This window comes from Bacteroides oleiciplenus YIT 12058 (assembly GCF_000315485.1).
GTDB lineage: Bacteria > Bacteroidota > Bacteroidia > Bacteroidales > Bacteroidaceae > Bacteroides > Bacteroides oleiciplenus.
In genome coordinates this window covers 1,108,104-1,122,615 of record NZ_JH992941.1, presented here as the reverse complement: position 1 = coordinate 1,122,615, position 14,512 = coordinate 1,108,104, and the positions used below count along the sequence as shown (strand labels likewise).

The window sequence follows — 14,512 nt, the reverse complement described above, 5'->3', positions numbered from 1 at the left end:
TTTTCAGAGTAATGCTACAAGTACCTGTAAGCTGGATTACAGCATCCCTATAAATACGTTTTCAAAGAAATTGATTGCTTACTTATGTAAACTAATGATATTCTAACTCAACGAAAAAAAGAAAAAGAGGTAAATTACACCTCCGTAGGAGACTTCCCGAAGTACTTTTTAAATACTGTACTGAAGTAACTGACGCTAGAATAGCCACAAAGTTCGCTAACTTCCGTAATGGTGTATTTGTGAGATTGAAGTAATTCTATAGCATGATTTAAACGAATCGATTTAATAAAGTCGATAGGTGACAAACCTGTCAACGCCTTTATCTTCTTATATAAAAGAGAAGAACTCACATGCATTTCCATAGCAAAACTGTCTTTATCAAAATCCAAGTTCTGTATGTTACTATGAATAACTTCGACTGCTTTCTTCACAAAAAGATCATTGAGTTCATTGGATAAAATAACTTGTTTAGAGTCATTTTCCTGCTTAACCAATTTCAATGCTTTCTCTCTGACTATCTCCCTGTTTCGTACGAGCGACTTCATACGCTGTTCTAAAAGAGAGACATCAAAAGGTTTTGTGATATAATCCTCCGCTCCCAAACCCAAGCCTTCCAATTGATCGCTTTTATCACAAAGTGAAGTTAACAAGATCACAGGAATATGTGAAGTTTCAAAAGTTGATTTAATCAGTTTACACAATTCAAAGCCATCCATGCCGGGCATCATCACATCAGAAATAATTAACTCAGGAGATTCTTTCTGCAATAATTCCCATGCTTCAACTCCATCCTTAGCTTCTAATACACTATATTGATCCTCAAAAGAACATTTCAGGAAATTGCGCAAATCCTTATTATCATCAACTATTAATATAGATTTTTTCTTTTCAGCTTGTTCATCTTCCTTTGTATTATTGGACTTATGATCCGAACACTCTTCTAATACTGTATTTTCTATATTCTCATGCCCGATTAATCCGGATTCAGCTTCTTCTTTATAAGGAATAGTTATTTTAAATGAAGATCCCTCATTCTCTTTACTGTCAAGAGAAACTTTACCACCATGCATCATAACATAGCTCTTTACCAGCAACAAGCCTATCCCGGAACCTACCATACGGGAATTAATCTTGTTATCCCCTCTATAAAATTCCTTGAATAGCTTCTTTTGGGCATTATCTGAAATACCTAATCCATAATCCTTTACCTCCAAGCTCCAATATTCTTCACCACAGTCAAGCATAAGTTCTACCTTACCATTGGCATGAGAATATTTTATAGCATTAGAAATCAAGTTATCAACAACCTTTTCTATTTTTAATTCATCAACTGCGGACATGTAGGACTCTTTATTAGTAGAAAATTCTAATATGATATTCCGTTTTCCGGCTGTCGATTTAAACATTGTTTTCCGTCTATATACTAAATTGACGATATCTGTCATCACCAAAAACAGTTGTCCCTTACCCATATCAACCTTTTGAAAATCCAATAACTGAGTTGCAACATTAGATAAACGTTCAGACTGTTCTGTTGCCAGATTCAGATAATAATGTCCTTTCTCCGACAATTCTTTTTCTTTATTTAATTCCTGAATAGGTGCATTTATTAATGTAATTGACGTACGGAGATCGTGTGCCGTATTCGTAAAAAAGCGAATCTTATCCTCCGCATGACGTTGTTTCAAACGGTTTATATAGAATTTCAGTACAAAAGATATAATACTTATTATTATAATAGATATAATTAAACGAAACCACCATGTTTGCCAATAAAGAGGAATAATGTGTATATCCAATGTACGTTCGTCAACTACCTGAGAAAGTGAATTATCATACATTCTTATTTTCAATCGAAAATTCCCGTTTGGAATATTAGTATAAGTAATTATCTGCTGATTGGATGGATGGGACCACTCGGCATCAAGCCCTTCCATTTTCCACGAAAACTTAATTTCTTTAGAGGAGACGCCGATAGGCAATATTTCAAGTGCCAAGGTATTCTGATCATACCTGAATGAGAGTTCCTTTTGTTCATTTACAGGAATCCCATGCAGTAAATCTGAATTCTCTTTAATAGAACGACCGGAAATATTTATATTCTGGAAAAATATCCGTCCATTAAGTTGAGAGCTATATAATTTATTGGGATCAAACATTACCACTCCATTGTTTGTACCCCACATCAACTCGCCATTGCTCAATTTGCAACCAGCATTTACATTAAATGAGACACTGGAAAGAGCTAAAGTAGAATAGTAAGTATGTACAGTACTATCAGCCGGATTATATCGGCATAATCCACTTTCGGTTCCTAACCATAAATAGCCATTATCATACATGACACTATTTACATAATTAGAAGGAAGTCCTGATTCTGTAGTGATTTTCTGAATTTCACGAGTTTCATAATTACAATGTAAAAGACCATCACCACAAGTTCCCACCCAAATATCGTTACCCAGTACCAAAACATCTTGTGCAAGACATTCGCCCAAATAGTCAATCTTTTCAGTTTCTTTATCTAATAAAAGTAATCCATATGTACAAGCCAATAATATTTTACCGGAAGATAATTCTATGAATGTACGAACTGGTTGTGCTGTATATGAACGAAAGCGCTTTTCCTTTGTTAAATAACAAATCACATCCTGAATTCCCCCAATCCAGATATCACCCTCGCTATCCTTATATATATTCATTATAAATTTACCATCGGACTTCAAATTGGCAGAATGTTGAGGATAATGCGCCAATTCTCTGCCTGTATTTCGATCTAAGACATAAAATCCAGATGAAAAAGATCCAGCCCAAATATTACCTTTGTCATCTTCACACAACGCCAGAAATACCTGAGCCTGTTCTTGTTTATTTTGATAGTAAATATCCCATTTATTGTCAGCTACCCGCCATCTGCTTATACCATTGTTAGTAGCAAACCAGATATCGCCTTTGCTGTCTTCCAATATCTTATTTACATTGTCATTTCCTAAAGAATTGGCATTATTCACCTGATGGGTAATTTGATTGATTAAAGGAGATTTACGATCAAAAAAGGAAAGACCACCTGTATATGTAGTAACCCAGACTCTCTTATCACCATCACAAAATATATCATAAACCCCGTCACCACGAAGAGACAATGGATTATCAACATCCTCTTTAAAAATATTCAAAACAGACTTCTTATGTTTATCTAATTCCCATACCCCTTGTCCGTCAATTCCAATTAATAGAGTTGAATCGGAACCTTGTTCTATAACTTCAATTGGTTGTTTGGGGAAATTATTTATAGGAAATGGTAATAGCTGATTCTTCTTTATATCATAATAAAACAATCCGTTAGTAGAAGTACCTATCCACAGTATATTCATATTTTCGTCATAGAAAATATTATTTATTTGGAGAGTACCATTAATCTTATGCAAGCATTTACGCTCCAACGTATTGATATCTAATAAATCAATATAATTCCGGGTTGCTATGAAAAGATGCGTTTCATCATAAAACGCTATAGACTGCATTTGATTCTCTTCTTTATCTATTTTTTCAATTTTCTCATCTTTATATCTGCACAAGCCAGCAGATGTAGGTATCCACAAAGTTTGCTGATTATCAATGACAATTTTACCAATACTCAAAAAAGTATTATCCAATGTAACCCTAAGATCAGAAAGCAAATCAAATCTATCGTATAACTCATTATAACGAAACAATTGTCCATTATTTGCATAGGCTATTAAAAAAGAATCATTGTATGTGAGTCTGACCGTTAGAATGTTTGCGGTTTTATAAGGTAATGAATAGATTCGATAGTCACTTTCCGTTACCCTCAGCACCCCTGTTTTCGACGAAGACCAAATAAAACCATTTCCATCTTTACAAACAGAAGCCATTTCTCTCATAGAAACTCCATACATAGAATTGATGTTATAAAACTTTACATCTGAAGAATATCCATTCAGAATCCAAATGAAGAGGAATGATATAATTAGTTGTGATTTCATAGAATCAAGAGTTAATGCTTGCAAATATAGTATATTTAGTCAAGAGTATGGTAAATAGCAAAACTTTTCATAGCAAGTTTTGCAATGAAGACATATAAATGTAAAGCATATGTGTTATATGTGCATTATTTTGTCTAATTTTGCACTTCGTTTTAATATTATTCAGATTAAGTAATGAAGGCGTTCGAATTCAAACCAAAGCTATACACAGCTTTGAAAAACTACTCAAAAGAATTATTCATGGCAGACCTGATGGCCGGTATCATTGTGGGTATCGTTGCTCTTCCGCTTGCCATTGCGTTCGGTATCGCATCCGGCGTATCACCCGAAAAAGGTATTATCACGGCTATCATTGCCGGATTCATTATCTCCTTGTTGGGAGGTAGCAAAGTTCAGATAGGAGGTCCGACGGGTGCTTTTATCGTTATTATTTATGGTATTATCCAGCAATACGGAGAGGCGGGACTGATTGTTGCCACTCTGATGGCGGGAGTCATTCTGATTCTGTTAGGGATATTCAAGCTGGGAGCTGTTATCAAGTTTATTCCCTATCCTATCATTGTGGGATTTACCAGTGGAATTGCTGTCACCATCTTCACTACGCAGATTGCCGATATCTTCGGACTTAATTTCGGTGGTGAAAAAGTTCCGGGTGACTTTGTGGGGAAATGTATGATCTATTTCCGGCATTTCGATACCATCAATTGGTGGAATACGATTGTCAGTATTGTCAGTATCGTAATTATTGCCATAACTCCGAAATTCTCGAAGAAGATACCCGGTTCGCTGATTGCTATTATTGTAGTGACGGTGGCGGTGTATCTGATGAAAACATACGGTGGCATTACTTGTATCGATACTATTGGCGACCGTTTCAGCATTAAGGCCGAACTTCCTGATGCAGTGATGCCTTCCCTGAATTGGGAAGCTATCAAGAATCTATTTCCTGTTGCCATCACCATTGCCGTATTGGGAGCTATCGAATCATTGCTTTCTGCCACGGTAGCGGATGGTGTCATCGGTGACAAGCACGATTCCAATACGGAATTGATTGCACAAGGAGCAGCCAATTTGATTACACCTTTATTTGGTGGTATTCCTGCTACAGGAGCTATCGCACGCACGATGGCAAATATCAATAACGGTGGTAAAACCCCTGTTGCAGGTATGGTTCATGCAGTAGTATTGTTACTTATCCTACTGTTCCTTATGCCGCTGGCACAATATATACCGATGGCTTGCCTGGCAGGCGTACTGGTAATAGTTTCCTATAATATGAGTGGATGGCGCACATTCAAGGCTTTATTGAAGAACCCGAAATCAGATGTGACCGTTCTGCTGATTACTTTCTTCCTGACGGTTATCTTCGATTTGACGATTGCCATTGAAGTTGGCCTGGTCATTGCTTGTGTACTCTTTATGCACCGTGTAATGGAAACTACCGAAATCTCCGTTATCAAAGATGAGATAGATTTGAATGCTGAATCTGACATTCATGTAAACGAAGAAAATCTGATTATCCCGGAAGGGGTGGAAGTATATGAAATCAATGGTCCATACTTTTTCGGTATTGCCACTAAGTTTGAAGAAATTATGTCCAGACTGGGTGACCGTCCCAAAGTACGCATTATCCGTATGAGGAAGGTGCCTTTCATTGATTCTACAGGTATTCACAACCTGACAAGCCTTTGTCAGATGGCTCAACGTGAGAAAACAACAATCGTACTTTCCGGAGTAAATGAGAAGGTGCACAAGGTATTGGAGAAGTCCGGTTTCTACGAGCTTTTGGGTGAAAAGAATATTTGTCCGAATATCAATGTAGCACTGGAAAGGGCGAAGGAATTGATTGAATGAGTGTATCAAAATAAAGATTAGCACATAAATTACCCGAACTACACAAATAAAGCGTTTTTATACTTCTGATAATCAGAACTTATCTGATTTATTATTTGCGTAATTCGGGTAATTTACGTGCTTTTATTCAGTTTTAATACATCACCCTTTTATCCATGCTCCGGTAATTTCCGCTACATAAATATGGTGCAAGCCGCCGTGAGCACCACCATACCATTGTTTACATATAGCAGGATCAATAAAGCAATCTTCTTTCATCACATCCGTATAGAGTTTGCGACATTCCAAGCTAAGGCGTCCCTGTTCAAAAAGGATGTTTCCTTTCTCCGTAACAAGAGGTTTCAGCCCTGTTTCTTTCACCTTGTCTACTTCCCTACCCGACTTACTTCCACAAATCTTATGAATAGCTCTGTTTTCTTCTCCCAGGAAGGAAAGTGTGAAGTACTCACTCCGCTCTATAAATTCAAATGTATAACGCTCCGGACGGATAAAGACATAAACCACCGGTTTGTTCCACAGGAAGCCTATGCCGCCCCAACTGGCAGTCATAGTATTAAAACTCTCCTTTGTACCTGCCGTCACCAGCATCCATTCTTTACCGATAACCTCAAAAAAGTTGTCTGAAAGGTCTTTAACTGCAATAGGTTTCATATTACTACACTTGTTTAATAATTGTTATATACTATTCTTTTAGTAGGAAACACTAACCGGAATACCCGTTTCTTTAATTAAAGTAGCAATGCGATCCAGTTCCTCATGGGTGGCTTTACACAAGTCATGGTCGGGCGTTTCACGGTCGATGGTATAAATCATTACCTGGCGGGGATTTATCTCTTTCACTGCTTCCAGCCAGGGAAGAACATATTTGTCAGAAGTATTATCCACATCTTTTCCCTGATAACTGCCTTTCATAAACATAGTCTGAATGATGCAATTACCTTTGAAAGCTTTCATGTGTTCAATGATTTCAGCTAGCGAATAATGTGCGTTAGGACGGTCCACGGTACGGATGTATTCTTCATCCACCGTATCGAGTTTCAGGATGTTGTTATCTATCTTATTCAACGCATCGAATACTGCGGGACGATGAATAAAAGTAGAATTACTCAATACACTGACTTTAGCATTTGGGAAATACTTGTCGCGAAGAGCCAATGTATCTTCTATGATTTCAGGAAAATGCGGATGAGCAGTCGGTTCACCGTTTCCGGCAAAAGTAAGTACATCGGGTTTGGGGCCGTTCTGTTGCATATCCCGAAGTCTGGCTTCAAGGGCAGTGCGAACTTCCTCACGGGTAGGAAGTGGCTTCTTGGCACGATGGTCGGCATTGAAACCACATTCGCAATAAATACAGTCGAAAGAACACACTTTGCCATCTTCCGGCAATAAGTTAATCCCTAAAGAAACTCCCAAACGGCGGGAATGAACAGGACCGAAGATGGGAGATGGATAAATAACAGTCATAATTCTCAAGGTTTATAACGGCAAAGTTAACTAAATCTTTATACGAAGCTGCATCTGTAAGTCAGCTTTTTTATTTCCTTGTATCAGGTCATTACCCGAACCAATGGTTTCACGGTCCTGATAGATGGTTTGCCCGAACTTAACAAGAAGCATAAAAGCTTTGTTCATATCGTAGCGGGCACAGGCTGAAAAGCGAAATCCTTGCCCGTAGAAAGACGGAGTATAAAAGGTGTAAAGCAACCCCTTTTCAGAAGCATAGATGCGGGAATCGTAATCGTCCGTACGGAAATAGGTGCCTTGCACAGAGAGTTTTAACGGAAAGGAAAAAGCGTAGGAACAGGATTGGCTAAACTGATATCCCTGACTCTCCTCCCGCCCCCGGGAATGAAAATGATTGTAATCCACCGTTGTTCGTAACTGAAGGTTATCCGGTGAATAAGTCAGCCGATAACGCAGGCGATGATGATAAGTAGGAAGGATGACTTTCCCATTTGTACCCGCTACGTCTCTTTCTTTCCGTTTATAGCGATAGTTGATGTACATGGATAAATTCCGCTGGGGAGAATAGAGAGACTGAAACAGGGCATCTACTCCCTGAGACGGTTTACTGATACGGTATTTCCACCAGGGAAAGGAGAATAAATCCAGTGAAGCAAAGAATTTCCAATGGGCAAAGGGGGCTGCTTCGGCTGCCAGATACCAACCGTTCTCATTCTGCGGCGTACTGCTCTCGCCAAAGGAACGGGCAAACATAGCCCAGTAATCGTGGGTATAATATCTATGAACAATTGATAGTTGATAACCGGTTAATATGTTATATTTCAATTGATTTAGCAGTGCATAACCTTGCTTTCCCATAGCCGCTTCGCCTGTCAGGGTAAAGCGTTTCAAGCGGTATTTATAATCTATGCCTGCATTATAGAAGTTATTTCCTTGTATATTATACTTGGCATAGGTTCGTAACTCCGGTTGATAAGTATGGCTGAAAAAGTAGTAAATGCCTGTTACTCCTACTTTTAGGCTGTTCATTTCGTAGTTAATATTACCGCCCATCAGTTGTAAAGCGAAAGTGTTTATCTTTTCCGCTTCTTTCTCCGTACGATGCAGACCGGTCTTATAAATAGAGGTGATTTTACCTTGTTCCACCACCCCATCCATGGAACGATGGGAATAGAAACCGGATATTTGAAGCGCAGGAATAATCTCCACCGTTGCCGCAGCTCCCCGGAAATAGTTATATTCATCGGTGGAACTGTGTTTCCGAATACCACTGCTACGGTTATCAACCGTCGAAAGTGAATAAGTCTTTCCCAAACGGAAATCCGTACTGACTACCAGTCCTTGACCGAAACTCAGCTTGTAATTGCCTACGGCCAACGTTTTCAATCTACCCAGATTACGGAGTAGAAAGTAAATGGAATAGTAATCATATCCCTTCCTGTTGTGTAAAGCAAAAAAAGGTTCTCCGGCATCCTTTTCCGCCATGACTCCCATCTGCAAATAGTCTCCATACCGATAACCATATCTCAAGGAATGATACATCGAAGGTCCCAGATAATTCTTTTGATACCCTTTGCGGGTGTAGAAAGGCATATCCAGCCGGGTTAATACTTCCTGTTTGCCGTATTTCAACAGACTTTTCAACCGGGGGAAACCTTTCTTTTCAGTAACAGGAATTACACAAATGAAGGGTAACAGCAAATCAATGGTACGTTTATCCATTTCCTTCACCAGTTGCAGTTCATAGATGGTTTGCATCTGCCCATGTATGTACACATAGGCCAGAATATTCTCAATCTGAATATCCGTAAGGAAAGGAAATTGCTCTAATTCGCGTTTAGTGGTGACGTTGATATTAACAGGTTCTTGCAGACGGTTGGAGAGTTCTTCGAGTTCATCTTCCCAGTTCTTTTCTTCTTCATCCATAGAGAGTTGCTCCATGTTTTCTTCCCAAAGGGACACACTTGTATTTTGAGCTTCAAGTACAGGAGTTATCAACAGCATACTCAGAAAAACTCCCAACTTGAGTAATTTCATTCGTGTAAATAAGTTTAATAGGCACGAAATTACCATAAATAAGTTAACAAGGCAAGGAAAACATCGACAATCGGATAAAATATGAAGATAAACACTTAATTTTGTAGCATGAACGCGCGACTTAACATATTAATAATAACTGTGTTTCTTCTGTTCGGGACCTCCCTCTGCCAGGCGCAGGAAACGAAGACGGAAGGATACCTGGTTCCTATGTGCGTTTACGAAGGTGATACCATTCCTTACGTAAAGATACCTATCGTTTATATTTTCAAACCTCTGAAATTCAAAAACAAGAAGCAACAGAACGAATACAACAGGCTGGTATATAATGTAAAGAAAGTATTGCCTATCTCCAAAGAAATCAACCGGGCGATTATTGAAACCTACGAGTACATGATAACCTTGCCCGATGAAAAGAGCCGCCAGAAACACATGAAGGCGGTAGAGAAAAGCCTGAAAGAACAATATACTCCTCGCATGAAGAAACTTAGTTTCTCCCAAGGCAAACTGTTGATAAAGTTAGTGGACCGCCAAACCAACTCCACAGGCTATGAATTGGTAAAAGCTTTCATGGGACCTTTCAAAGCTGGTTTCTACCAGACTTTTGCTGCGTTGTTCGGCGCCAGTCTGAAAAAGCAATATGATCCCACGGGAGATGATGCGCTTACCGAACGGGTTATCTTATTAGTGGAAAGCGGACAGTTATAAAATAAGCATCTGTTGATAGCTTGTTAAGAACCTGTTATCAATAGAATCTATTATCAGAATAAAGCAATGTATTTCAAGTCATTAAAGTTGTTTATAACTTCTATAAACCATTGTTCATTTCTCTATTGATAAAGGCACAATAATGCCTGTTTGAACAGTGTTCTCACAACTTATCAACAGCCTGTTATTTCAGTTTCTTGAATAAATCCCAGATAACAATACCTGCCGTCACAGATACGTTCAACGAATGTTTGGTGCCATATTGCGGTATTTCGATGCACCCATCAGAATGGTCGATAACTTCCTGCTGAACCCCTTTCACTTCATTTCCCATAACCACAGCATACTTCCCGGCTTTATCCAGTACCAGCTCATCCAGCATGATGCTACCTTCCGCCTGTTCCACCGAATAAATCGTATACCCCTCTTTTTTGAGGTTATCAACCGCTTCAACACAGTTATCAACATACTTCCAGTCCACAGTGAATTCGGCTCCTAAAGCCGTCTTATGCATTTCAGGATGGGGCGGAGTGGCTGTAATGCCACATAAATAGATACATTCTACCCGGAAAGCATCCGAAGTACGGAACACGGAACCTATGTTATGAAGACTGCGGATATTATCCAATACCACCACCAAAGGCAGCTTTTCAGCTTCCTTGAACTCCTCTACACTAATACGGTTCAGTTCGGTTATCTTTAGTTTACGCATAACACAATATATTCAGCACAGTTTATCTATTCATTTATATACCACTCGAAACAACGACTCAAAAAGCTGACTCACAAGCTATTATTCATGAAGCTTTAGGAACGCGTTCTTGAAGCTTCATGAACACACTCATAAAGCTTCAAGAGTGTATTCCTGAAGCTTGCAGAATATTCAGCACAAGTTTCAGGTATGAAATACACTTCCCGTTGCAAAGATACTTCTTTCCGTTAACATACCTGTTAATAACCGTTGAAAAGCTGTCAAAACAGGCGGGAAAGAAATTTAAAAATAATACTTGCAATATTCAAAACAACGTATATGTACCCACCGGAATGAACATTCCAAAAAAGTTAAGGGAAACTTTCCGAGGTTATATAAACACATTTTTCAGCCCTATTACACCGGTTTATAACTATAAAGTTATTAACTTTGCATTTTATCAACAAGCTGTTAATGGAGTTTTATAGATGGCTTATTATCAAGAGATACATCCCTTATTTGCCCGTTGATAACGTACGAATAAAGTTTTATCTCATACTAATAACTTCTCCGGCAAGGAAAATCGTATTTACTTGTCGACACTATTAACAGGCTATCATCACTATCAAAGGATTTTTAAATTAGAAAGAGAAATAAAAAATATAATTATGGATAATCTCATAGAAGCTATCAAGCAACTGAAAAAGGAAAAGAATGCGATTATTCTGGGGCACTACTACCAGAAGGGGGAAATACAAGACATAGCCGATTACGTTGGCGACAGTCTGGCATTGGCGCAATGGGCGGCACGAACGGAAGCAGACATCATTGTGATGTGCGGTGTTCACTTCATGGGCGAAACGGCCAAGGTGCTTTGTCCGGAGAAGAAGGTGCTGGTGCCCGACATGGCTGCCGGTTGTTCGTTAGCGGACAGTTGTCCGGCGGATGAGTTCAGCCAGTTTGTCAAAGAGCATCCCGGATACACGGTGATATCCTATGTGAATACGACGGCTGCCGTGAAAGCGGTGACGGATGTCGTAGTAACTTCCACCAATGCAAAGCAAATAGTGGAAAGCTTCCCCAAAGATGAGAAAATAATCTTTGGTCCGGACAGAAATCTGGGGAATTATATCAACTCTATCACCGGGCGCAATATGTTATTATGGGATGGCGCATGCCATGTACACGAACAATTCTCGGTTGAAAAGATTGTTGAATTAAAGGCGCAGCATCCCGATGCGTTGGTGTTGGCACATCCCGAATGTAAGAGTACGGTTCTGAAGTTGGCCGATGTGGTAGGTTCTACGGCAGCGCTGTTGAAATACGCGGTGAATCATCCCGAAAAGAAGTATATCGTTGCCACCGAATCGGGTATTCTTCATGAGATGCAGAAGAAATGCCCGCAGACAACGTTTATCCCGGCTCCTCCCAACGATAGTACGTGTGCCTGCAATGAATGTAGCTTCATGAGGTTAAATACGCTGGAAAAGCTTTATAATTGCCTGAGAGACGAATCACCGGAAATTACGGTGGACGCAGAGATTGCAGAGAAGGCGGTGAAGCCTATCAAGAGGATGCTGGAGATATCGGCAAAGTTGGGATTATGATTTTAGTTGATAAATAAGATATGAATTCGTTTGGTGTACTCCGGGCGAATTCATTTTTTATCTGACGAATGCAATCTTCGTAACCACACCCTCTTTTCCTTCACTATCCGCAGCAAGTACCATATAGATTCCTGTCGATACTCTTTTACCCTGCTTGTTTCTTCCGTTCCAGGTGAATTGTCCGCCTAAGGAAGTGCCTTGATAGATGAGGTGTCCTGCGGTGTCTACAATCTTTACGTCACTATCATAAACCATACCTGTCACGGTAATCACTCCACTATAGTCCGGTCTTACAGGATTAGGATAAGCGCGTACATTGCTCTCTCTAAAGCTACTTTCAGCCTCTGTCGCGTCACTTTGGTAGGAAACCAGCCCCTTGCTTGTTCCGATGAAGACTTCGCCTGTACGGGGATGTATGGCAATGGACTCAATGCTGTTGGAAAGTAACGGGCTATTCTCTTCCGTGAAGTGATGAACGGTTTCCATTCCGTCCGCACTCAACAGATAAATTCCATTAGTTGCCGTACCTATCCACTTACGGTTGGCGCCATCCACTGCAATGGCATTGATTGCTTCGTTCACTAATAAGAAATCCGCCAGGTCACTCCCATCGTTGCGAGGTATTTTAATCTGTGTGCAATAGAAATTATCGTTGAAATAGCGCGAAGGATTATTCAGCACTAAAGGTCCTTTGTTAGTACCTATCCAAATGATGCCTTCCTTATCCTCGGCAATGCAATAAACTGCCAGTTGTTCTAAAATCGTTCCGTCCTGGTTAGTGAACTGGGTGATGAATTTGTGTTGGTCGTCCGAGGTATCTTCTATCGTTCCATTATAATTCAAACAGAATACTCCTCCCGACTCTATACGCGAAGAGGTGGCCCATAGCCAGCCTCTTTTATCAAAGATGGTGCGTCCGAAGTTACTTGCCTTTACTATTTCCGGGTAACGCAGACTCACCCAGTCACCATTTTTCGTTAAAACGTTTACTGCATGTTGCGCCTCGCAACTTACCATCCAAAGGTTATTTTCTTTGTCATAAATCAGTCCGTTGACGCGTACATAACCATCAGCCCACGGCTCATTAGGTAAAGCGCTTTCCAGTGGACTATTGTGCATACTGTACCAATTAATGAACTTCCCATCCTTAAATTCGTAAATTCCCTCTCCTGCCGATGCGGCAAAATGGTGGGTGGCATCCTGTGGGTCCTGCACTACACAGTTTATATCATCATACCGATGTTTGGTTTGTTCACTGATGCCCTGTTCCTGAAAACTTTTCCAGGTATTGTCTTCAAATGTCATGATGGTTCCGGGACGGTCAAGCCTGTTTGCTATATGCCCGCCTCCGGCAATCAGCAACCTGTCACCGGTGAAGCTCATATAATAGGGATAGTTCCGTACAGGACTATCAGGAGTAATGTTTTCCGGTACTTCTTCTTTGAAAGGAACATCCCGATGTTCAGAAAGAAAGTCAGACGTATCATCCGATACTTTTTTCCAGTTATTAATATCCAATAGATTGTCTGTCAACAGTCCGGCAAATAATCCTTCGGAAGTAGCAGCATAAAGATGATTATCTGAAACATTACAAGCCAGGACATCTTTATTTAAGGGATAGTAATTGCTGATTTCCCGCTTTTTCAGATTAATAGATAGAATGCCTGATGCAGTGGACAGGTAAGCGTATTCTTTATAAAAACAAGTGTGGCGGACTGTCTTATCCTGTGTCATATTCTTGTTCTTATAATCGGGAAGGTTATAGATGTCTTCTTCATTCACCAATAAGTCTATATTTGCATTGGAGTAGACTATAATCAGCGTTTTGTATGTCGACTGATAAGCTATGTGATAGATTTCCGTATCACTTAATGGAAAAGATTTGGAATACGTACGTATGCTGGTATCCTCTTTATCATAAGAATATAAACCTCCATTGGCAAGAATAAAGAGTTTGCTTCCTACAATTTCGCTACGGGTGGAATTGTGATAAGAAAGATAAGTCTGCCACTCTCCTACTGCATTTTGTGCACGGACAGGCAGAAGATAAATGAGACAGAGAAAAAGTATATATGAGAATCGCATGAAATCAGAGTTATATTAGTTTGTAAGCAACACACTTACAAACTAATAACTCTATATTT

General features: G+C 39.6%; 9 protein-coding genes. 3 read left to right on the top strand and 6 right to left on the bottom strand.

Translation table 11 applies throughout. The annotated features are described in order from the left end of the window. Positions 1-134: 134 nt before the first annotated feature. Positions 135-4,007, bottom strand: a complete 3,873-nt coding sequence (locus tag HMPREF9447_RS12020; RefSeq protein WP_009130008.1) for a hybrid sensor histidine kinase/response regulator transcription factor — start codon at positions 4,005-4,007, stop codon at positions 135-137. 174 nt (positions 4,008-4,181) lie between these two features. Here HMPREF9447_RS12020 and HMPREF9447_RS12015 point away from each other — a divergent pair, with 174 nt between their 5' ends. Further along, complete coding sequence (locus tag HMPREF9447_RS12015; protein WP_009130007.1) at positions 4,182-5,861, top strand: SulP family inorganic anion transporter; 1,680 nt, start codon at positions 4,182-4,184, stop codon at positions 5,859-5,861. A gap of 141 nt (positions 5,862-6,002) precedes the next feature. Here the strand turns inward: HMPREF9447_RS12015 and HMPREF9447_RS12010 are convergent, their stop codons facing one another. Genes HMPREF9447_RS12010 through HMPREF9447_RS12000 form a run of 3 tightly spaced genes read right to left on the bottom strand, consistent with a single transcriptional unit; the run spans position 6,003 to position 9,362 of the window. After that, positions 6,003-6,512, bottom strand: coding sequence for a flavin reductase family protein (locus HMPREF9447_RS12010; protein WP_009130006.1), 510 nt, complete (start codon positions 6,510-6,512; stop codon positions 6,003-6,005). 39 nt (positions 6,513-6,551) lie between these two features. Then, entirely contained in the window at positions 6,552-7,325 is a 774-nt protein-coding gene (locus HMPREF9447_RS12005; RefSeq protein WP_009130005.1) for a radical SAM protein, read from the bottom strand. Positions 7,326-7,355: 30 nt separating this feature from the next. Then, complete coding sequence (locus HMPREF9447_RS12000) at positions 7,356-9,362, bottom strand: helix-hairpin-helix domain-containing protein (RefSeq protein WP_009130004.1); 2,007 nt, start codon at positions 9,360-9,362, stop codon at positions 7,356-7,358. 108 nt (positions 9,363-9,470) lie between these two features. On the opposite strand from HMPREF9447_RS12000, the gene HMPREF9447_RS11995 reads away from it, so the two are divergent. Next, positions 9,471-10,070 carry a DUF4294 domain-containing protein gene (locus HMPREF9447_RS11995; RefSeq protein ID WP_009130003.1) on the top strand — a complete coding sequence of 200 codons (600 nt, stop codon included), beginning with the start codon at positions 9,471-9,473 and terminating at the stop codon, positions 10,068-10,070. A gap of 184 nt (positions 10,071-10,254) precedes the next feature. Here HMPREF9447_RS11995 and HMPREF9447_RS11990 read toward each other — a convergent pair whose 3' ends face one another. After that, positions 10,255-10,782 (bottom strand): RNA methyltransferase, encoded by a 528-nt coding sequence (locus tag HMPREF9447_RS11990; protein WP_009130002.1) that lies wholly within the window; start codon positions 10,780-10,782, stop codon positions 10,255-10,257. Between the two features lie 566 nt (positions 10,783-11,348). Here HMPREF9447_RS11990 and nadA point away from each other — a divergent pair. Beyond that, positions 11,349-12,368: a quinolinate synthase NadA gene (nadA, locus tag HMPREF9447_RS11980; protein WP_081589772.1), complete on the top strand. Its 1,020-nt coding sequence runs from the start codon at positions 11,349-11,351 to the stop codon at positions 12,366-12,368. A 57-nt stretch (positions 12,369-12,425) separates the two neighbouring features. Here the strand turns inward: nadA and porZ are convergent, their stop codons facing one another. Next, positions 12,426-14,453, bottom strand: a complete 2,028-nt coding sequence (gene porZ, locus HMPREF9447_RS11975; protein ID WP_009130000.1) for a type IX secretion system anionic LPS delivery protein PorZ — start codon at positions 14,451-14,453, stop codon at positions 12,426-12,428. Positions 14,454-14,512 lie beyond the last annotated feature (59 nt).